Here is a 20612-nt window from a genome sequence, read left to right as displayed (position 1 = left end):
ATTCCCCCGTACCGGCCGCGGTCCCGACCAGAGGCAGGACCCGTGGACCCTCGCCGACTCGGCGAGGGTCCACGGGTCTTCGTGCGGGACCACCCCGCGGCGGACAGGAGTCGCAATAGGGGTCGCCGGGGTGCGCGGGGGAGCGGTCCGCAGGGCGCCGGAGTAGGGGTTCCGGCAGGCCCGGACGGCTGCCTACGCTCCTGACGTGGACATCCAACACGCGCACACGCGTCTCTGGTTACGTCGATTCACCCCGGTGCCGGACGCCGCGCCGACCCTCGTGTGCTTCCCGCACGCGGGCGGCGCCGCGAGCGCCTACACCGCGCTCTCGCGGACCCTCGCCCCGGACGTCGAGGTCCTCGCCCTGCAGTACCCCGGCCGCCAGGACCGACGCCTCGAACCCCCGGCCGAGAGCATCGACGCGCTCGCGGACGCGGTCGTCGCGGCGCTCGGCCCCGAACTCCCCGCCGACTGCGCGTTCTTCGGCCACAGCATGGGAGCGGCGCTCGCCTTCGAGGTGGCGCGCCGCTACGAGCGGCCGGCCGGTGGATCCGGGCCGGTGCGGCTCTTCGTGTCCGGGCGCCGCGCGCCCTCCGTACGCGGGGAGGGCGGCACCCGTCCGCCGGACGACGCCGAGATCCTCGCGCGGGTAAGGCAGTTGAGCGGCACCGACGAAGCGCTGCTCGCCGACGAGGACATGATGGCGCTGCTGCTGCCCACGCTGCGCGCCGACTACCGGGCCGTCGCCGGGCACTACGCGCCGCCCGAGGCCCGCGTCGGCTGCCCGGTCACCGTGCTCGTCGGCGACGCCGACCCGGTCACGTCCGTCGAGGACGCGGCGGCCTGGCGCACCCACTCCACGGCCCCGGTCGACGTACGGGTCTTCCCCGGCGGTCACTTCTACCTGGACGCGCGGCGCGACGCGGTGGCCGGAGTGATCCGCGAGGCCCTCGCCGTCCGCCCCGCGGCCACGGCGCCGGACCGTACGCGCTGACGACCGCCGTGACGACTGCGGTGACGACCGCCCTGGCCACAGCCGTGCCGACCGCCGTGACCACAGTCGTGACCACCGCCACGGGGAGGCTCACCGCGGTCCGGGTGCCGCGCACCGCGTGAGGCCCGGCCGGCGGAGGCCGCCGGGCGGGCCCGTGGCGCTCCGGGCTCAGGAGGCGCGCCGGGCGGTGGCTCCCGGCGCGCCCTCGCCGTTCACGGCGAGGACGAGGTCGCTGCGCCGCTTGATCCCGAGCTTCCGGTACACCCGGGTGAGGTGCTGCTCGACGGTGCTGACGGTCACGAAGAGCTTGCCCGCTATCTGGCGGTTGCTGTGGCCGCGCACGGCGAGGGCCACGACCCGCATCTCCGCGTCGCTCAGCAGGGCTACCAGTTTCTCGCCGCCGGTCGCCGCGGCGAGCTCCTGAGGTCTTCGCGCCGCTTCCGGCGGTGTCCGCGCGGGCAGCGGCACGCCGGACTGCTCGGCGAGCTGACGGGCCCGGCGCAGCGCCATCCGGCCCTTGCTGTACTGCCCGGTGTCGAGGTGGCACCGGCTCAGCGCGTTGAGCGTGTACGCGAGTTCCAGCGGGTTGCCGCACTTCTGCGCGGCCTCCATGGCGTGCCCCAGGAGCTTGATCCGCTCCTGCGGGGGCGCGGTCGCGGCCAGCGTCCGCATCGTCACGGAACGCGCCTCGTGGTGCCCGGGCCCGACGAGGACGGACTGCTCGGTGGCCAGTTCGCGGGCGCGCGCGAGCTCGCCGCGCGCCAGATGGGCCCGTGCCGCGTCGGTGCGCCAGGGCAGCAGGGCCGGGACGTCCATCTGCCAGCGGGTGGCCAGCTCGCCCACGGCGGCGAAGTCGTCCAGGGCCGCCTGCGACTGGCCGCTCGCGAGCAGCGCGTTGCCCCGGGCCCGCAGGTAGCCGACCCCGATCGGGGTCTGGAACATGCCCTCGGGCGGCTCCACCTGGAGCTGGGCCAGCGCCCGTTCGTGCGAGCCGAGCGCGGTGTACGCCTCCAGGGCGACGGTCAGCGGCAGCCCGATGAGGACGCCCCAGCCGGCGGCCGGGGTCTCGCCGAGGGCCCGCTCGGCCAGTCGCGCGGCCTCGGCCGGGTCGCCCCGGTGCAGGGCCAGCTTCGCCCGCAGGCTCTCGAAGAGCGCCTGCCAGACGGGCGCCGACTGACTCCGGGCGGCGGCGGTGAGCGAGTCGATCCACTGCTCGGCCGAGGTGTACATCCCGTTGAGGATCAGCGTGCTGACCGCGACCACCAGCGGGATCAGGGTGTCGTCGTCCAACTGGTGGCTGACCAGGGCCTGTTCCGCGCAGAGGGCGGTGAGCGGCCCGGGACCGTCCCGCAGCACCCGCGGCAGCTCGGCCAGGGTCTGTCCCCGGGTGGCGGCGGGCGGTACGTACGGACCGCCGGCCGTCGCCGTGGCGTCGCCGCCCTCCGCCGCCGCCGGGTACAGCAGGGCGAGGGTGGTCCGGCACCTGCGCAGGGTGGCCGACGCCTCCGCGTCCTGGCGGAGCCGGGCGTGCCCCTCCATCTGCTCCAGGATCTCCAGGGCCGTGCTCGGGCGGCCGAACCAGAGCAGCGCGTCGACGGGCGCGGCGACATGGCGGCCCGTCAGCAGTCCGCAGCGGGCCGCGTCCAGGAGGGCCGGCAGCCGGCGGGCCGCGGTGCGCGGATCGGACCGCCACTCGGTGCGGAAGAGCATCGCCGTGGTGGCGGTGAAGTGCTCCTTGCTCCGGTCGTACCGGTACGCGACGGAGAGGCAGTCGGTCGCGAGGGTGGTGTCGCCGGTCGCGAGGCCCTCCTGCGCGGCTTCGAGCAGCACGCCCGCGGCGCAGTCGTTGTCGATCTGGCTCGCGGCGACGAGGTGATGGGCGACCGCCGTCACCGGAGCGCCGTTCTTGAAGAGCAGGGTCCCGATCCTGGTGTGCAGCTCGGCGCGCGCCTCGGGGGTCATGTCGTGCAGCACGGCGGTGCGCGCGTCGGGGTGGCGCCAGGAGCCGTTCGCCAGCAGGCCCGTCTCCTCCAGCGTGTGGAGCGCCAGGTCGAGGGATTGCGGGTGCGTGCCGGGGAACTGGACGAGCAGCGGGATGTAGCGGGGGTCGTGCAGGACGGCCATGATCCGGGCGATGGTCCGCACCGATGTGGCGCAGCGGTAGAGGCAGCCGAGGACGGCCTGCTCGAAGAGGGTGCCGGAGGAGAGCACCGGGGCGGGCCACTCCGGTGCCGCCGCGATGCTGTCCTCGACCAGGCCCCGGACGAGGAAGGGGTTTCCGCCGGTGGCGGCCAGGCACTCCGTGCCGAGGGTCTCGGCGGCGCTCGGGCCGAGGCGCGAGGCGAGCAGCTCGCGCACCCCGACGAGGGACAGGGGTGGCAGCCGTACGCGGTGGCAGACCGGCTCCGGGGGGAGCTCCGCGCGGAGCAGGGTGCTCGACCTGCGGGGGGAGGGGAGTTCGTTGAGGACGAGGAGGAGCGGAGTGACCCGCAGCCGGCGGGTGAGGGAGGACAGGCACAGCAGGGACGGGGTGTCCGCGTACTCGACGTCGTCGACGCTGATGAGCAGCGGCCGCTCGACGTATTTGACGAGGTCGTGCATGGCCGTGCCCATCTCGTGGAAGAGGCGCGGCGGGACGGTGGCGGCGTCCTGCACGTTCGCGGCGTCGGCGCTCAGTGCCCGGTCGAGCAGGCGGGCCACATGTCCGGCCGCCGCGGGCGGCAGGTCCACGTTGCGGAACAGCTGGGCGAGGACTCCGAAGGGCACGTACCGCTCCATGCGGGAGGCGGTCGCGGAGAGGTGCATGGCGCCCGCGCCCTCGGCCTCTTCGGCCAGGGCGGCGAGGAGTTCGGTCTTCCCGTGTCCGGCGGCGCCGCTGACGACGGCGATCCTGCTGTTTCCCGCCAGTGCTTCGCCGAGGAGGCGCCGCAGGGCCGATAACTGCTCCTCGCGCTCGCACATGAGGTGGGGATGGGGCGGGGTGGGGAGCTTGTCCAGAACGACCGACGCTGTTCTTGCAGGCATTCTTTCGACTCCGCTTCGTATTCAGCTATATCGGAGAACGGGGTGCGCCAGACGTGTCGAGGGGATCTTCCGCTGGCAAGCTCTGCCCAGTAAAACCCGGTCGCCCCAGCACGGCAACCAACGTCCACAGCGGAGGTCGAGGCTCCGATTGGCCGCTGAATACAAGGGAGTCCATCGTGCCTGGACCGACCACGGCGCGCGGACGGAATGTCGCCCGGAGAGAGGGATTCCGTGAGACGCGTCACATTCGCCCGTGGCGCGGCTGATGGGCCGTCCTTCCGGGCGGGTGTGCCGGTCGGGCGGTGGAGATCGGCCACGCGGGGTGGGGTGTTCCGGCCGCCGGCGATCCGATCCCGCTGCATGGCGCCGTGCTGCCGTATTTTTTCGGCCGGAAATCAGACTTTAACGTGGCTGTTCGGCGCGGCCCCGCGGTGCCGACAAAACCGCCCGATGCGGACGCCCCGAGTGATCTTCCCGTCTGGGTCCGGACTGTACGAACTCTTGACGCGCGGCCTCCCCCTGTGCCGACGCTTCGACTCCGCCCGGTCCTCGCTCGCGTGAACCGCCCCCGCACCGCGGTGAATCGGCCCTATGGCCTGAAGTCGTCCTCCGGCGGATCAGGGGCCTCGTGCGCCGCCGAATGCCGCAACTCCCCCAGCGCCGTACAACAGCGGACCGAGTGGCTCCGGTCCCTGCCGACTCCTCCCGAGGACCTCTACCCCTCGTTCATGTTTTCTCCGTCTCTGCTTCACCGGCCCGTGTAGCCACCAGCGCCCAGCGCCGTGATTGTCATGCGCGCAGCTGTGAACGCGTGGTCGATTGTCGGCCACGCGTGAAGTCCGGGCGAAGGGGGCGGGTGTCGTGTCTCGGCCACGGTTTCTGTTTGTTTCCTGGGTGGACGTCGAAAGACGTCAGGCGCCGCACGAGTGGACGCCTGGCGATGTCGGTGCGGAGGCCGTGAGCTGGCGGCTCGTCGGGGCCAACAACCACGAACTCGGGCGCGGACCCGACCTCCACGGCGGTCACACCGCCTGCTGCGCAGCCGTACGGCGGCTGCGCGAGGGGCTCGACCGCGCCGCCCCGCTCGTCACCATGGCCGCCACCACCGGCCTCTGGAGCTGGCAACTCGCCCTGGACGAGCGGTGCGTCGCCGTCGCCGCGCGGACCTTCCGCCGCCAGCGCGAGTGCCGCCACAGCCTGCAGCTCTTCCTCGCCGCCGCCGCCGAAGGCCAGCTCGCCGCGGGCGTCACCCACACCCGACGGCTGCGTGGGCTGCGGCTGCCCGACGCCGTCCGGGGGACCGCCTCGTGAGCACCGCGAGCCCCACCGTCACTCCCGCCGTCGCCCCGGACGCGGACGTCCCGCGCCCCCGGTCCAAGGCCGGCGACCCCGCCGACCGGTTCTTCCGGGGCGGCGCGCGCGGTGCCGGTGCCGTCGTCCTGGTCACCATGACCCTGGTCGGCGTCTTCCTGACCGTCCGCGCGGCCCAGGCCCTCGGCGACGCCGGCTGGTCCTTCGTCACCACCTCGGCCTGGGAGCCCGACTCCCACCGCTTCGGCATCGCCGCCGTCCTGCCCGGCACCGTGCTCATCGGCGTCACCGCGATCACGTTCGCCCTGCCGCTCGCCCTCGGCACCGCGCTCTACATCACCGAGTACGCGCCCCGCCGGCTGCGCCGGACCCTGGTCAGCCTCGTCGACCTGATGGCGGCCGTGCCCAGCGTGGTCTACGGCCTGTGGGGCTTCTTCTTCCTGCAGCCCCACATCACCGGGCTCGCCCGGTGGATCTCCACGTACTTCGGCTGGATCCCGGTCTTCGCCGTGGACGGCGCCGACCCGCGCGACCCGCTCGCACCCGCCACCGTCTACACCTCCTCCACCTTCATCGCCGGGCTCGTCGTGGCCCTGATGGTCACCCCCATCGCCTGCTCGGTGATGCGGGAGGCCTTCGCGCAGGCCCCGCCCGGCGAGCGCGAGGGCGCCTTCGCGCTCGGCGCCAGCCAGTGGGGGGTCATCCGCACCGTCGTCCTGCCCTTCGGCAAGGGCGGCATCATCGGCGGGACCATGCTCGGGCTCGGCCGCGCGCTCGGCGAGACCATCGCCGTCGTCATGATCATCTCGCCGGTCTTCTTCTTCCAGCCGCACATCCTGGAGAACGGCGCCAACTCCGTCTCCGCGCTGATCGCCCTGCGCTACGGAGCGGCCAGCCCGCTCGGGATGTCCGCGCTCATGGCGGCCGGCCTCTCGCTCTTCCTGATGACCCTCGTCGTCAACTTCATCGCGTCCTCCGTGGTCGCACGCAGCCGGTCCGGAACGGGAGCCGACGCATGACCCTGACCACCGCCGAACCCGCGGCGACCGACGAGGCGCCCACCACGGTCACCCCCGACGTCGTCCCGCACGGCCCCGGCGCGCCCGCCGAGACCCGCCGCGCCACCTCCTCGCTGCACACGAGGGACGTCTTCGCGCTGGTCGGCTCGGGCGCCGCGGCGGTCGCCCTGACCGCCGTGGTCTTCGACCGGGTGCTGCCCTGGAACGCCCCGCTCGGCTTCACCGTCGTCACGTACCTCGCGTTCATGGCGCTGTACGCCGTCCTCGTCTCCCTCGACGAGAACGGCGCCACGGTCCGCGCCCGGCTCGCCCAGACCCTGGTGCACGCCCTCGCCGGACTGCTGCTCGCCGCGCTGCTCTTCATCGTCGGCTACGCGCTCTGGCGCGGGTACGAGGCGCTCGGCCACCTGAACTTCTTCACCGAGGACATGTCCGGCACCGGACCCCTCCAGCCGATCACCGACGGCGGCATGGTGCACGCCATCGTCGGCACGCTCCAGCAGATCGGCATCTCGCTGCTGATCACCGTGCCGCTGGGACTCGCCTGCGCGGTCTTCCTCAACGAAGTGCCGGGCCGCTACGCGCGGTTCGTCCGCACCATCGTCGAGGCGATGACGGCGCTGCCGTCGATCGTGGCCGGTCTGTTCATCTACGCCACCGCGATCCTCGCCCTCGGCCTGGACAAGTCCGGCTTCGCCGCCTCGCTCGCGCTCTCGGTGATGATGCTGCCGATCATCATCCGGGCCGCCGACGTGGTCATCCGGCTGGTGCCCGGTTCGCTGCGGGAGGCCTCGTACGCGCTGGGCGCCGGACAGTGGCGCACCGTGTGGACGGTAGTCCTGCCCACCGCCCGATCGGGCCTGACGACCGCCGTCATCCTCGGCACCGCGCGCGGCATCGGCGAGACCTCCCCGGTGCTGCTCACCTCGGGCGCCGCGACCGGCCTCAACCTCAACCCCTTCGACGGGCCGCAGACCTCGCTGCCGCTGGCCACGTTCACCCTGGTCGCCTCGCCCGAGAAGACCATGATCATCCGCGGCTTCGGCTGCGCGGCGCTGCTGATGGCGCTGGTCCTGCTGCTCTTCCTGCTCGCCCGGGTCATCGGCGGGCGCGGCCCCGGCCAGCTCAGCCGCCGCCAGCAGCGCCGCAGGGCCGCCGCCTCGCTCAAGGACGCGGAGCGGATGGGCTCCCGCCCGGCCTCGCCCGCCGCCGTCGGAGCCACCCCGCCGTCCCCCCCACCGCCCACGGCCGGCTGACCACTCGCCGCCGCACCGTACGACCCGCCACCCCCGATCAGGAGACCTCCATGTCCGGACGCCCCCCGGCGCTCCCCCCGCGCGTGCTGCGGCGCACCCTGGCGGTGCTCGTCACCGCCCTCGCGCTGCTGGTGACCGGCGCCCTGCCCGCCGCCGCCGACAGCTACGTACCGGTCTCCGGCGCGGGCTCCACCTGGAGCCAGAACGCCCTCGACCAGTGGCGGGCCAACGTCAAGCAGTACGGCATGACGGTCAACTACAACGGCACCGGCTCCTCCGACGGCCGCAACCAGTTCCGCAACGGCACCGTCGACTTCGCCGTCTCCGAGATCCCCTACGGCATCAACGACTCCGGTGTCGCCGACCCGCCGCCCTCGCGGAAGTTCAGCTACATGCCGATCGTCGCGGGCGGCACGGCGTTCATGTACAACCTGAGGATCGGCAACCGGCGGGTGACCAACCTCCGGCTCTCCGGCGAGAACGTCGCCAAGATCTTCACCGGCACCGTCACCATGTGGAACGACCCGGCGATCAAGGCCGACAACCCGGGCCTCGCCGCCGCCCTCCCGGCCCGCCGGATCGTCCCCGTGGTCCGCTCCGACGGCTCGGGCACGACGGCCCAGCTGACCACCTGGCTGAGCAAGAAGCACGCCGGCCTGTGGGACGCGTACTGCGCCAAGGCCGGCCGCCGCACCCCGTGCGGCCCGACCTCCAACTTCCCCGTCATCGGCGGCAAGGGCTTCGTCGGCCAGTCCGGCTCCAACGGCGTCTCCGGCTACGTCGCCCAGGACGGCAACCAGGGCACGATCACCTACGTCGAGTACTCGTACGCGGTCTCCACCACCGGCTTCCCGGTGGCCAAGATCCTCAACGAGAAGGGCTACTACACCGAGCCCACAGCCCAGAACGTGGCGGTCTCGCTCACCAAGGCGGCCATCAACCCCGACCTCACCCAGCGCCTCGACGGCGTCTACAACTCCACCGACCCGCGCACCTACCCGCTCTCCAGCTACAGCTACATGATCGTCCCGACCGCCCTGGAGTCGAACTTCAACCCGCAGAAGGGCAAGTCGCTCGGCGCGTTCGCGTACTACTTCCTCTGCCAGGGACAGCAGTCGGTGGACCGGCTCGGCTACTCGCCGCTGCCCATCAACCTGGTCCAGGCGGGCCTGACGCAGGTCCGCCGGATCCCCGGGGTGGCAGCCGAGAGCATCGACATCAAGAAGTGCAAGAACCCGACGTTCTCCAGCGACGGCACCAACACCCTGGCCAAGTCCGCGCCCTACCCGCCCGCCTGTGACCTCAAGGGCGCCACCCAGTGCGACACCGGCACCGGCGGCAACAAGACCCCCACCAAGACCGGGGGTTCCTCGGGCGGCGGCTCGGCCACGGGCGGCTCCGGCGGCGGCAGCGGCGGCGGTGCGACCGGCGGCAGCGGCGGTACGGCCTCCGGCGGCGCGACCGGGGGAGCCACCGGGGGAGCGACCGGCGGCACGACCGCCGGTACGGCGGCAGCGGGCGGAGCCGCCACCGGCGGCGCGACGGGCGCGGCCACGGGAGGCGCGCTCGACCCCGACACCGGCCAGCCGATCGCGGCCGGCGACGCGGGCGGCTCCGGTGGAGGCGGCGACCTGTACGGCGTGCCGGTGACCACGGCCGCCGGACTCGGCAGCGGGCTCCAGACCGCCCTGATGGTGCTCGGCGCCCTGCTCTTCCTCGGCATCACCGTGGGCCCGCCGCTGCTCCACCGGCGCCTGGCCGCCCGCCGGACGGGGGAGGGATCCCGATGACCCGCGCGCGCACCCTCGGCGGCCGGTCCCGGCTGCGGCACCTCCTCGGCACCCTCTGCCTGGCCCTGGTCCCCGTCGTCGCCACCGTCGGCACAGGACTCGACCCGGCCGCGCCGCCCGCGTACGCCGCCACCGGCGACGACTCGCGGACGACCGTGTCCGGCAAGGGCGAGTTCGCCGACCTGAAGATCACCGTCAGCCAGACCCGGAACCTCGTCAACCAGGTCGTCAGGATCACCTGGACCGGCGGCGCGCCCACCGTCTCCGACACCGCGTACGCCGCCAACTACCTGCAGATCATGCAGTGCTGGGGCGACGAGCGCGGACCCGGCACCGACCAGTGCCAGTTCGGCGGCTCCTCCGCGCTCGGCGCGGGCGCCGGCAACCAGGCGGCCGGCGCGTACACCAACAGCCGGCAGCTGAACTACGGCGCGCACCTGAAGGACTCCGAGAACCAGCCGCTGCCGCCGCCCAGCCCCAGCGGCATCTCCTACGCGCCGTTCCGCTCGGTCACCGGCGACGAGGTCAGCCCGGGCAACTGGAACGAGTTCTTCGACGTCAACAGCACCAACGAGATCCCGTACGCCCGCACCAACGCGCGCGGCGAGGGCGAGGTCTACTTCGAGGCGCAGTCCGGTGTCGAGGCCCCCGGCCTCGGCTGCGGCGACGCCACCGAGCAGCAGGGCGGCACGGTCACCGGCCGGGGCTGCTGGCTGGTGATCGTCCCGCGCGGCACCAGCGAGGTCGACGGCAGCGGGTACACCTCCCAGTCCAGCGGCCAGCTGCAGTCCTCGCCGCTCTCCCCGGCCAACTGGAAGCACCGCATCACCGTCCCGCTGGGCTTCGAGCCGATCGGCAGCCACTGCCCGATCGGCGCCGAGGAACGGGGCACGCTGGGCAGCGAGATGGCCGCCGAGGCCGTCACCCGCTGGCAGCCCGCGCTCTGCCGCACCGGCGCCAAGGCCATCTACGGCTACGCCCAGGTCCCCGACGAGACCGCGCGCGTCAAGCTGCTCTCTGGCAGGCCCGGCCTGGTCTTCGTCGGTGAGCACGCGCCGGTCACCACCCCGCGCGAGGCCCACCGCAAGCCCGTGTACGCGCCGGTCGCGCTCTCCGGCATCACCATCGGCTACTTCATCGAGAGCCAGGCCTCCTTCCGCGCCCCCGACGCGGTCAAGCAGCGCAACGGCACCCGGATGGGCACCCTGCGGCTGACCCCGCGCCTGGTCGCCAAGCTGCTCACCGAGTCCTACCGCGACGGCGTCTCCCGCTTCGCCGAGAGCGTCGCCAAGAACCCCGAGAACCTCGGCCGCGACCCGGAGTTCATCCGCCTCAACCCGGAGTACGCCGACCTGGACTTCGGCGGCAAGCTCGGCGACGCCCTCGTGCCGCAGCCGCTCGCCGACACGACCCGGCAGCTGTGGGCGTGGGTGGCGCAGGACCCGGCCGCCGCCGAGTTCCTCAAGGGCACGCCCGACAACCAGGGCGCGCACGGCGACCCCAAGAACGCGGGGACGACCGTCAACCCGCACTACAGGAACATCAAGCTGCCCGTCGACTCCTTCCCCAAGAGCGACCCGTACTGCCAGCCCTTCGACGACCGGCCCGACTTCCCGCTCTGCATCCAGGACAAGAAGCCGTACGCCACCGACATGCACGCCGCCGCCCGCGCGGCCGGGCGCGGCGACACCCTGGCCCGTACCTCCTGGGACCCGGCCGCCACCCCGCCCGCGTACAAGAAGGACCCGCCGCAGCCGGCCGGTCAGCGGGCCGTGCTCGCCGTCACCGACACCGCGACCGCCGAGCGGTACGGGCTGCTGCGCGCCGAACTCCGCAACTCGGCGGGGAAGTTCGTGGCGCCCGACACGGCCTCCCTGACCGCCGCGGCGAACGCCCGGAAGCCGGGCACCGACGGGGTGACCGTGCCGGACCCGGCCACCAGGAACCCGGCCGCCTACCCGCTCACCGTCGTCACCTTCGCCGCCACCGTGCCCGCCGACCTGACCCCGGCCGAGGGCCGTGACTACGGCACCCTGCTGACCTACGCGGCCGGCGCGGGCCAGACCCCCGGAGTCGCCTCCGGCACCCTGCCGCACGGCTACGCGCCGCTGCCCGAGGCCCTGCGCGCGCAGACCCGCACGATCGCCCACCAGGTCACCACGCAGGCCGGCAAGAACCCGTCGACGACCACGCCCGCGCCGGGCACGGGCGACGGCGGCACGAACGGCGACGGCGGAGCCGGTGGTTCCGACGGCGCGAGCGGCGGTACGGGCGGGACGGCCGGCGGGTCCGGCACGGGGTCCGGCGGTGTGGCCGCGGGCGGTACGCGGGCCACGGCAGGCCCGAGCGCGAGCCCCGGCCAGGTCGTCGCGCCGCCGGTCACCAAGAACCCCTCGCCGGGAGCGCCCGCCGCTTCCGCCCTGGGCGACCCGACCCCCGGCTGGGCCGTCGGCTTCGTCCGGAACGCCCTGCTCATCTGTCTGATCGTCGGCGCGGTGGCGGCCTTCACGGGCCCGCTGCTGCCGCGCTACCTGCCGCGTCTGCTGGCGGCCGCACGCACCCGACCGAGGAGGTGATGCCCGAAAACGTCTGATTCGTCCGCGCCAACGGAAGTCCTGCACACGCGCCCCGGGCACCACCCGGTGCGCAGCCTAGCTGAGGAGAACCCCCAGTGAACAAGAAGAAGACCGGCCTCGCGCTCGCCGCCGCGGCGCTCGCGGCGGTCACCGTCGGCAGTGGCCTCGCCTCCGCCGACCCGGCCGGCCCCCCGCAGCACCGCGTGCTCTCCGGTGTCGGCTCCGACACCACCCAGGACGTCATGAACGGCCTCGCCGACGCCGTCACGGTGAACGGCCAGAAGGTCATCGGCTCCTACGACGCCACGGGCTCCGCCAACATCACCACCAAGAACCCGGCGACGAACCCGAACTGCACCATCGCGCGCCCCAACGGCTCGGGCGCCGGCCGTGCCGCGCTCCTGAACTCGCTCCAGGCCGGCAACGGCTGCCTCGACTTCTCCCGTTCCTCCTCGCTGAGCCTGGGCGCGGCCAACCCGGGTCTGACGTACGTGCCGTTCGCGGTCGACGGCGTCACCTACGCCATCACGCCCGGCTCGTCGATCCCGCGCAAGCTGACGCTGGCGGACCTCAAGGCCATCTACCACTGCGACCCCGACTACGTGGGCGCCGGGCCGAACTACGACATGACGGTCTACCTGCCGCAGGCCGGTTCCGGCACGCGCTCCTTCTGGCAGTCGCAGATGGGCATCACCGAGGCCGACGTGGTCGCTGGCGTCTATCCCTGCATCAAGGACAAGAAGGGCACCGCCCCGGTCCAGGAGCACGACGGCCGCGTCCTCGACGACAAGTCGATCGTGCCGTTCTCCATCGCGCAGTACCAGTCGCAGTCCTCGCAGACCATCGCCGACCTGCGCGGCCGGGCCATCCTCGGCACCGTCGACGGCCTGTCGCCGACGGTCCTCAACAGCGGCTTCGGCGTGAAGCGCGACGTCTACAACGTCATCCCGACCAGCAAGGTCGCCACCTCGCCGTGGAGCGACGTCTTCGTCGGCCCCAACTCCGGCATCTGCAAGCAGACCGCCGTGATCAACACCTACGGCTTCGCGACCAACCCGAACTGCGGCGACACCACCAAGCAGACCCCCTGATCAGGAGCCTGACGTGCTGAAGAACAGAATCTCCCGGGCCCTCGCCCTCGGTGTCGCCGCCGTCACCACCGCCTTCGCGGCCGGTCTGGCGACCGCGGGCGCGGCGTACGCGGCGCCGATCGGCACCCTCGACATCACCCCCGCCACCGGCGCGGACACCAGCGGCATCTCCTTCACCACCTCGGGCGCCTGCCCGGCGAACGCCACCAACGTCCTGGTGAAGGTGGAGGGTTCCGGCTTCCCGGCGGGTGGCCTGAACGTGGTCGGCAACTCGCCGATCACCACCTACCCCACGGCGGGCAACGGCGGCATGGTCATCCCGCTGACGTCCACCATGCGCGACTACGCCTCCCAGGCGGGCTTCACCACCCTCCAGGGCAAGTACGACTTCACCGTCATCTGCCGGACCGCGTTCAACGGCACCAGCCTCGGTGACTTCACCGGCGCCATCTGGTTCACGTCCAACACGACGTACCAGGCCAACGACCCGGCCGTGAAGACGGACACCAGCACCTCGCTCGCGGTCACCCCGGCCGGACCGGCGCAGGTCGGCACCGCCGTCACGCTGACCGCCACGGTCACTCCGTCCGGCGCCCCCGGCACCGTGCAGTTCAAGGACGGCTCCGCCGACCTCGGCACCCCGGTCACGGTGACCGGCGGCGTCGCGGCGCTGACCACGAGCAACCTCACGGCCGGCACGCACGCGCTGACCGCCGTGTTCACGCCGTCCAACGCCTCGTACAACGGCTCGACCTCGTCGGCCGTCTCGTACCAGGTCAACCCGGCCGCGGCCACGCAGACCACGACGGCCCTCGCGGTCTCCCCGGCGGCGAGCACCCCGCAGTACAGCCCGGTCACCCTCACCGGCACGGTCTCCCCGGCCGGCGCGGCGGGCTCGATCAAGTTCACCGACACCGTCGGCGGCACCACCACCCCGCTCGGCACGGTCCCGGTCGTGGGCGGCACCGCCACGCTCACCACCTCCAGCCTGCCGGCCGGTCCGCACTCCTTCACCGCCGTCTTCGTCCCGGCCGACCCGGCCCGGTACACCGGCTCCGACTCCGCCGCGATCCCGTACACGATCGGCGCGTTCGCCGGCGTGACCGCCTCGGAGACCATCACCACCACCGTCAACGCCGGCGCGCTCGTCATCAGCGTCGACAACCCGCAGGTCACCCTGCCGTCGCCGGTCCTGAACAACGACGGCGACCTGCTCACCACCGCCGGTGCCCTCAGCCCGGTCACGCTCACCGACACCCGCGCCGGCAACCCCGGCTGGACCGTCAGCGGTCAGGTCGCCGACTTCTCCGACGGCGCCACGCACACCATCAACGGCCAGAACCTCGGCTGGTCCCCGAAGGTCGTCGACAAGGCGCCCGCGCAGACCGTCACCCCGGGTTCCGCCGTCCCGGCGGCGAACGGCGCCGCCCCCGGCGACGCGGGCACGGCCGGTCTGAAGGCCGCCCGCACCCTCGCCAACGGCACCGGCCTCGGCACCGCGCACATCGGCGCCGACCTGGTCCTGAACGTCCCGACCTCCACGACGGCCGGCACGTACACCGCCACGCTCACCCTCACCGCCATCTGATCCAGGCGTGAGTTCCGGGGCGGAGCCGCGCCGCGCACGGCCGCGAGACCCGAACCACCTGCCGCGCGCCCGGGGTTCCGCCCCGCCCCTGACCTCTGGAGAACCGTCATGACCGCTCACCGTCCGCTCCGACCGGCCGGAACCCTCGGCCTGTTGCTCCTGCTCTTCCTCACGCTGCTGCCGGCCGGTCCGGCCGCCGCCGAGGGCCCCAAGGACAAGAAGGCCGTCTTCGGCGTCCAGCCCGCGGGCCCCAAGAGGCCCGACCAGCGGCCCCACTTCTCGTACGGGGTCACCGGCGGCGCGGCGGTCCGCGACCAGATCGCGCTCTGGAACTACGGCTCCGAGCCGCTGACCCTCGCCGTCTACGCGAGCGACGCCGTCAACACCGTCGACGGCGGTTTCGACCTGCTCGCCGCCGACAAGAAGCCGACGGACACCGGCAGTTGGATCAAGCTGGCGAAGAACCAGGTGAGGGTGAAGCCCAAGAGCCACGTCATCGTCCCCTTCACCCTGACCGTCCCCGCCAAGGTCACCCCGGGCGACCACACCGGCGGCATCGTCGCCTCGCTCTCGGGCACGGGCAAGGACGCCAAGGGCAACCAGGTCCGGCTCGACCAGCGGGTCGGCGCCCGCGTCTACCTCCGGGTCGCGGGGGCGATCAAGCCCGAGCTCACCGTGGAGAACGTCCGCGCCGAGTACCACGGCACCCTCAACCCCTTCGGCACCGGCTCGGCCACCGTCACGTACACCGTCCGCAACAGCGGCAACGTACGGCTCGGCGCCCGCCAGGCCGTCCGCGTCAACGGAGTCTTCGGCTCCTCGGTCACCGCCAAGGGCGTCCGCGACCTCGGCGAGCTGCTCCCCGGCAACGCCCTGACGGTCACCGCCGAGGCCGACGGGGTGGCCCCGCTCGTGCACGCCTCCGCCGTCGTCTCCGTGCAGCCCGTCGCGACCCGGGAGGGCGTCGACCCCCGGCTGCCCTCGCTGACCAGGACCGTCTCGATCTGGGCGGTGCCCTGGACGTTCCTCGCGCTGCTGCTCCTCCTCGTCGCGGGCTTCCTGTGGCGGCGCCGCCGGTGGCGTACGGACCGGCGGGTGGCGGCCGCGGAGACGGACCGGGCCCGGCAGAACACCCGCGCGCATCCCGAGACCCCCGAGACCCCCGACAAGGAGCTCATCGTGCAGTTCACCCGCCTCCTCACCCGGCGGACCGCGGCCGGTGCGGCCGCCGCCGCGGCGGTGGTCCTCGCCGGTGTCGGTGTCCTCACGGTGCCGACGGCCTCGGCCGCACCGCTGGGCACGGCGAAGGTCGACCCGGCCACCGGCACCGACGAGACCAGCATCGACCTGACCACCTCGGCCACCTGCCCGGCGCCCGCCACCAACGTCCTGGTGAAGGTGGCCGGCAAGGGCTTCCCCGCCGAGGGCAAGAACGTGGTCGGCAACTCGCCGCTCACCACCTACCCGAAGGACCCGAACGGCGCCGGCTTCATCGTGCCGCTGACCATGACCATGCGGGACTACGCCAACGAGGCCGGGTTCACCACCCTGGAGGGCCGGTACGACCTGACGGTCGTGTGCCGCAAGGCCTTCGGCTCGGAGACCTTCGGCGAGTTCACCGGCTCCGTGTGGTTCACCTCCAACACGGTCTACCAGGACACCGACCCGGGCGGCACGCCCACGGGCACCCCCTCGGGCACCCCCTCCGGGACCCCGTCCGGCACGCCCTCCGGCACGCCCTCCGGCACTCCGTCGAGCACGGACACGCCGACCCCGACCGACACGGGTTCGCCCTCGGCGACCGCGACCGAGGGCGACACGGTCGGCGTCTCCACCAGCATCCCGCCCAGCACGGCGGCGCCCACGACCACCGATCCCGCGTCCTCCGGCGCCTCCGGATCGGGCGGCACCTCCGGCTCGGGCGGCGGCGACGGCGGTGGCCTCGCCGACACCGGCACCGACCCCGTCGTGCTCGGTCTGCTCAGCGCCCTGCTGGTGGCCGTCGGCGCCCTCGCCGTCCGCTGGGCCCGCAGGCGCGGACTGATCACCTTCGGCAGCAACTGACGCGACAACCGACGTACGGAGCACACGCCATGACAGCCACCACCACCCTGGTGGACGTGCGTCCCGTCCCCGCCGGGCCGGAGGAGCCGAGCGCTTCCCCGGCCCGCCCCGGGCACGCACCCCGCACCAGCCCGCTGTGGGCCGTCGGCGGCGCGCTGGCCATCCTCGGCGCGCTGCTCCTCGGCTTCGTCGCCCAGGTCGGCCCGCTCGGGCACCTCAAGCACGAGCGGGACCGCCGCGTCGGCTACGCCGAGGTCCGCGGCTCGCTGGCCAACGCCACCACGCCCATCGGCGCGGGCACCGAACCGGGCACGCCGATGGCGCTGCTGACGATCCCCCAGCTCGGCATCAAGGAGGTCGTCCGCGAGGGCACCTCCTCGGAGGTGCTCGCCTCGGGACCCGGCCACCGGCGCGACACCGTGCTGCCCGGCCAGGCCGGCGCCAGCATCCTGATGGGCCGCAAGGCGGGGTACGGGGGTCCGTTCGCGCACCTCGCGGACCTCCAGGGCGGGGAGACCTTCAAGGTCACCACCGGGCAGGGCGACCACACCTACCGGGTGAGCGGCGTCCGGCGCGAGGGCGACCCGCAGCCGCCCGCGCTGCAGGCCGGGACGGGCCGGCTCACCCTGATGACCGCCACCGGCGACGCGTACCGTCCCGCCGGGGTCGTCCAGGTCGACGCGGACCTGATCTCGGCGCCGCAGCCGGGCGTGGCCCCCGCGTTCCGCTTCGGCAAGGTCCCCGCCGACGAACTCCCGCTCGCCGGGCAGCCCTCGTCGTGGCTCCCGTTCGTCCTCTGGTCGCAGGCCCTGCTGCTCGCCGCCGCCGCGCTGGTCTGGGCGCGCTCCCGGGTGCCCCGCGCGCACGTCTGGCTGGTCGGCTTCCCCGTCCTGGTCGCCCTCGCCCTCGCGGCCGGCGACCAGGCAGCGCTCCTCCTCCCCAACCTCCTGTAAGGACAGTCGTGGCCTCCCACCTGGACGCACGTTCCATCTCCGCCTGGTTCGGTACCCACAAGGTCCTCAACCGCGTCTCGCTGACCATGCCCGCGGGCCGGGTCACCGCGCTCATCGGCCCCTCGGGCTGCGGCAAGTCGACGTTCCTGCGCATCCTGAACCGGATGCACGAGCTGATCCCCGGCGCCGAGCTCGCCGGCGAGGTGCTCCTGGACGGCGACGACATCTACGCGCGCGGGCGTCGGCTCACCGAGGCCAGGCACCGGATCGGCATGGTCTTCCAGAAGCCGAACCCGTTCCCCGCGATGTCGGTCTACGACAACGTCACCGCCGGTCTGAAGCTGACCGGCACCCGGATCGCGGCGGCCGACCGGGACGACCTGGTCGAGGAGTGCCTGACGAGGGCCGGTCTGTGGAAGGAGGTCCGCGACCGACTGCGGCAGCCCGGTGGCGCGCTCTCCGGCGGCCAGCAGCAGCGGCTCTGCATCGCCCGCTCGCTGGCGGTCCGGCCGCGGATCCTGCTGATGGACGAGCCGTGCTCGGCGCTCGACCCGACCTCGACCCGGCGCGTCGAGGAGACCATCCGCGACCTCGCGGACGAGGTCACGATCGTCATCGTCACGCACAACATGCAGCAGGCGGCCCGCGTCTCCGACCAGTGCGCCTTCTTCCTGGCCGAGCAGTCCACCCCCGGCATGATCGTCGAGCACGGGCCGACGGAGGCCATGTTCGGCAGCCCCCGGGACCCGCGCACGGCGGACTACGTGGAGGGCCGCTTCGGCTGAGCACACGGGACACGCCCGAGGGCCCGTACGTGTCGGGGGACGCGTACGGGCCCTCGGGCGTGTCCGGGACCAGGGTTACTCGACGACGAGCTCGACCTGGATGTTGCCGCGGGTGGCCTTGGAGTACGGGCAGAAGGCGTGGGTCTTCTCCAGGAGCGCGTGGCCCGGCTCGCCCTGCAGGTGGTCGGGGAACTCGGCGCGCATGACGACCGCGAGGCCGAAGCCGCCGTCCGTCTCGTCCTTGCCGATGGAGACCTCGGCGGTGATCGAGGCGTCCGCGATGTCGATCTTCTCCTGGCGGGCCACGAGGGCCATCGCGCTGGCGAAGCAGGCCGCGTACCCGGCGGCGAAGAGCTGCTCGGGGTTGGTGCCCTGACCGTTGCCGCCGAGCGCCTGGGGGTGGGCGAGGGGGAGGTCGATGTGGCCGTCGGAGCTGACGGCGCGGCCCTCGCGGCCGTTGGCGGTGGCGACGGCGGTGTAGATCGCGTTCATGGGGTCCTCGTTCCGTTCCGGGTGCGGTGCGGTCGGTGTCTGCGGTAAACCGTAGCGTGCAATTCAGTTGTGCGCAACTCAATGGCTCGCGAGATGCTGTCCCGTACCCTGGAGCCATGGCGACGCTCGACACCACCCCCGGCACGGACCTGGACGCGGAGTTCCTCCGGCTCGACCACCAGATCTGCTTCTCGCTGCACGCCGCGACCCGCGCCTTCAACGGCGTCTACCGCGCCGCGCTCAAGGAGCTCGGGCTCACCTACCCCCAGTACCTGGTCATGCTGGTGCTCTGGGAGCACGGCGAGCTGCCGGTCAAGCGGATCGGCGAACACCTGCGACTCGACTCCGGAACGCTGTCGCCGCTGCTCAAGCGGCTGGAGGCGGCCGGATACGTCGAACGCCGGCGCAGCCCCGAGGACGAGCGCTCGGTCACCGCGCGCCCCACCGAGGCCGGGGCCGCGCTCCGGGAGCAGGCCCTCGGCGTGCCCAGGCGGATCGCCGCCGCCACCGGCCTCGACCTGGGGGAGATCGGCGCCCTGCGGGCTCAGCTCAACGCCCTCGCCGCCCGCCTCGACGCCGCCGACCCGGAGGCCCTGGGCGGTCCGGCGTAGAGCGGAGGGCGGCGCCCGCCGGGGTGCGGGGGCGGTGGGGGTACGGGAACGTGGCTGGGGAGCCCGACCGCCCGTGCCACCGCCCGTACCGGCCACCGCCCGGACCACCGAACGGAAGCCCGATGGAGTACGTCACCCTGAACAACGGCGTCCGGATGCCGATCCTCGGCTTCGGCGTCTACCAGATCCCGCCCGAGCAGACCGAGCGGGCCGTCACCGACGCCCTCGCCGTCGGCTACCGGCTGCTCGACACCGCCGCCGCCTACGGCAACGAGGAGGCCGTCGGGCGCGCCATCCGCGCCAGCGGCATCCCGCGCGAGGAGCTGTTCGTCACCACCAAGCTCTGGGTGCAGGACGCGCCCGCGCAGGAGAACGCCGAGCGCGCCTTCGAGGCCTCCCTGTCCCGGCTCGGCCTGGACCAGGTCGACCTCTACCTGATGCACCAGCCCTACGGCGACGTGTACGGACAGTGGCGGGCCATGGAGAAGGCGAACCGCGAGGACCGGGCCCGGGCGATCGGCGTCGCCAACTTCTACCCCGACCGGCTCCTCGACCTCCTCCTCCACAACGAGATCACGCCGGCCGTGAACCAGATCGAGACCCACCCCTTCTTCCAGCGCGCCGCCGACCAGGCCCTCATGCGCGAGCACGGGGTGCAGATCCAGTCCTGGGGCGGCTTCGCCGAGGGCCGGAACGACCTGTTCAGCCACCCCCTGCTCAGCCGGATCGGCGCCGAGCACGGCAAGTCCGTGGCCCAGGTGGTGCTCCGCTGGCTGATCCAGCGCGGGGTCGTCACGATCCCCAAGTCGGTCCGCGCCGAGCGCATGGCGGAGAACTTCGCCGTCTTCGGCTTCGAACTCGCCGACGACGAGATGGCGGCCATCTCCGGCCTCGACACCGACCGCTCCCTCTTCTTCGACCACCGCGACCCGGCCGCCGTGGGCCCCCCCCGCCCCGGGCCGGGGGGGGGTGGCGCGGGGGGGCCCCCCCGCCGGGGGGCGGCCGGCGGGCGGCCCACGGGGGGGGGGGCCCGGCCCGCGGGGTGCGCCGGGCCCCCC

At 73.3% G+C, this 20612-nt stretch carries 14 protein-coding genes and 1 pseudogene; 13 read left to right on the top strand and 2 right to left on the bottom strand.

What is annotated here, in order from left to right:
* Window positions 1-205 precede the first annotated feature (205 nt).
* Window positions 206-994 (top strand): thioesterase II family protein, encoded by a 789-nt coding sequence (locus ACF09C_RS31000; protein ID WP_392096302.1) that lies wholly within the window; start codon window positions 206-208, stop codon window positions 992-994.
* Window positions 995-1162: 168 nt separating this feature from the next.
* On the opposite strand, the gene ACF09C_RS30995 is transcribed toward ACF09C_RS31000, so the two are convergent.
* Window positions 1163-4018, bottom strand: a complete 2856-nt coding sequence (locus ACF09C_RS30995; protein WP_392096301.1) for an AAA family ATPase — start codon at window positions 4016-4018, stop codon at window positions 1163-1165.
* An 894-nt stretch (window positions 4019-4912) separates the two neighbouring features.
* Between ACF09C_RS30995 and ACF09C_RS30990 the strand changes: the two genes are divergently transcribed.
* The 10 genes from ACF09C_RS30990 (at window position 4913) to ACF09C_RS30945 (ending at window position 18451) form a co-directional block, all read left to right on the top strand.
* Window positions 4913-5329, top strand: coding sequence for a hypothetical protein (locus tag ACF09C_RS30990; protein WP_392096299.1), 417 nt, complete (start codon window positions 4913-4915; stop codon window positions 5327-5329).
* Entirely contained in the window at window positions 5326-6348 is a 1023-nt protein-coding gene (gene pstC, locus ACF09C_RS30985; RefSeq protein ID WP_392096298.1) for a phosphate ABC transporter permease subunit PstC, read from the top strand. The genes ACF09C_RS30990 and pstC overlap by 4 nt, the downstream gene beginning before the upstream one ends.
* Window positions 6345-7604 carry a phosphate ABC transporter permease PstA gene (gene pstA, locus ACF09C_RS30980; protein WP_392096297.1) on the top strand — a complete coding sequence of 420 codons (1260 nt, stop codon included), beginning with the start codon at window positions 6345-6347 and terminating at the stop codon, window positions 7602-7604. Before pstC ends, pstA begins: the two co-directional genes overlap by 4 nt.
* A gap of 50 nt (window positions 7605-7654) precedes the next feature.
* Complete coding sequence (gene pstS, locus ACF09C_RS30975) at window positions 7655-9394, top strand: phosphate ABC transporter substrate-binding protein PstS (RefSeq protein ID WP_392096296.1); 1740 nt, start codon at window positions 7655-7657, stop codon at window positions 9392-9394.
* Window positions 9391-11970, top strand: a complete 2580-nt coding sequence (locus tag ACF09C_RS30970; RefSeq protein ID WP_392096295.1) for a hypothetical protein — start codon at window positions 9391-9393, stop codon at window positions 11968-11970. Before pstS ends, ACF09C_RS30970 begins: the two co-directional genes overlap by 4 nt.
* A gap of 95 nt (window positions 11971-12065) precedes the next feature.
* Window positions 12066-13061, top strand: a complete 996-nt coding sequence (locus ACF09C_RS30965) for a substrate-binding domain-containing protein (RefSeq protein WP_392096294.1) — start codon at window positions 12066-12068, stop codon at window positions 13059-13061.
* A gap of 13 nt (window positions 13062-13074) precedes the next feature.
* Window positions 13075-14649 (top strand): Ig-like domain repeat protein, encoded by a 1575-nt coding sequence (locus ACF09C_RS30960; protein WP_392096292.1) that lies wholly within the window; start codon window positions 13075-13077, stop codon window positions 14647-14649.
* Window positions 14650-14757: 108 nt separating this feature from the next.
* Entirely contained in the window at window positions 14758-16713 is a 1956-nt protein-coding gene (locus tag ACF09C_RS30955) for a WxL protein peptidoglycan domain-containing protein (RefSeq protein ID WP_392096291.1), read from the top strand.
* A 29-nt stretch (window positions 16714-16742) separates the two neighbouring features.
* Window positions 16743-17666 carry a sortase domain-bontaining protein gene (locus ACF09C_RS30950; protein ID WP_392096289.1) on the top strand — a complete coding sequence of 308 codons (924 nt, stop codon included), beginning with the start codon at window positions 16743-16745 and terminating at the stop codon, window positions 17664-17666.
* An 8-nt stretch (window positions 17667-17674) separates the two neighbouring features.
* Entirely contained in the window at window positions 17675-18451 is a 777-nt protein-coding gene (locus tag ACF09C_RS30945) for a phosphate ABC transporter ATP-binding protein (protein WP_392096288.1), read from the top strand.
* Window positions 18452-18526: 75 nt separating this feature from the next.
* Here ACF09C_RS30945 and ACF09C_RS30940 read toward each other — a convergent pair whose 3' ends face one another.
* Window positions 18527-18943: an organic hydroperoxide resistance protein gene (locus tag ACF09C_RS30940; protein ID WP_362422045.1), complete on the bottom strand. Its 417-nt coding sequence runs from the start codon at window positions 18941-18943 to the stop codon at window positions 18527-18529.
* A 116-nt stretch (window positions 18944-19059) separates the two neighbouring features.
* On the opposite strand from ACF09C_RS30940, the gene ACF09C_RS30935 reads away from it, so the two are divergent.
* Window positions 19060-19554, top strand: coding sequence for a MarR family winged helix-turn-helix transcriptional regulator (locus ACF09C_RS30935; protein WP_392096286.1), 495 nt, complete (start codon window positions 19060-19062; stop codon window positions 19552-19554).
* 122 nt (window positions 19555-19676) lie between these two features.
* Window positions 19677-20495, top strand: a pseudogene (locus ACF09C_RS30930) (aldo/keto reductase); the annotation flags it as partial.
* Window positions 20496-20612 lie beyond the last annotated feature (117 nt).

Origin of the sequence: Streptomyces sp. NPDC014870, assembly GCF_043081505.1 — a bacterium.
In the GTDB taxonomy this organism is placed as follows: domain Bacteria; phylum Actinomycetota; class Actinomycetes; order Streptomycetales; family Streptomycetaceae; genus Streptomyces.
This window is presented reverse-complemented; position numbering and strand designations above follow the sequence as displayed.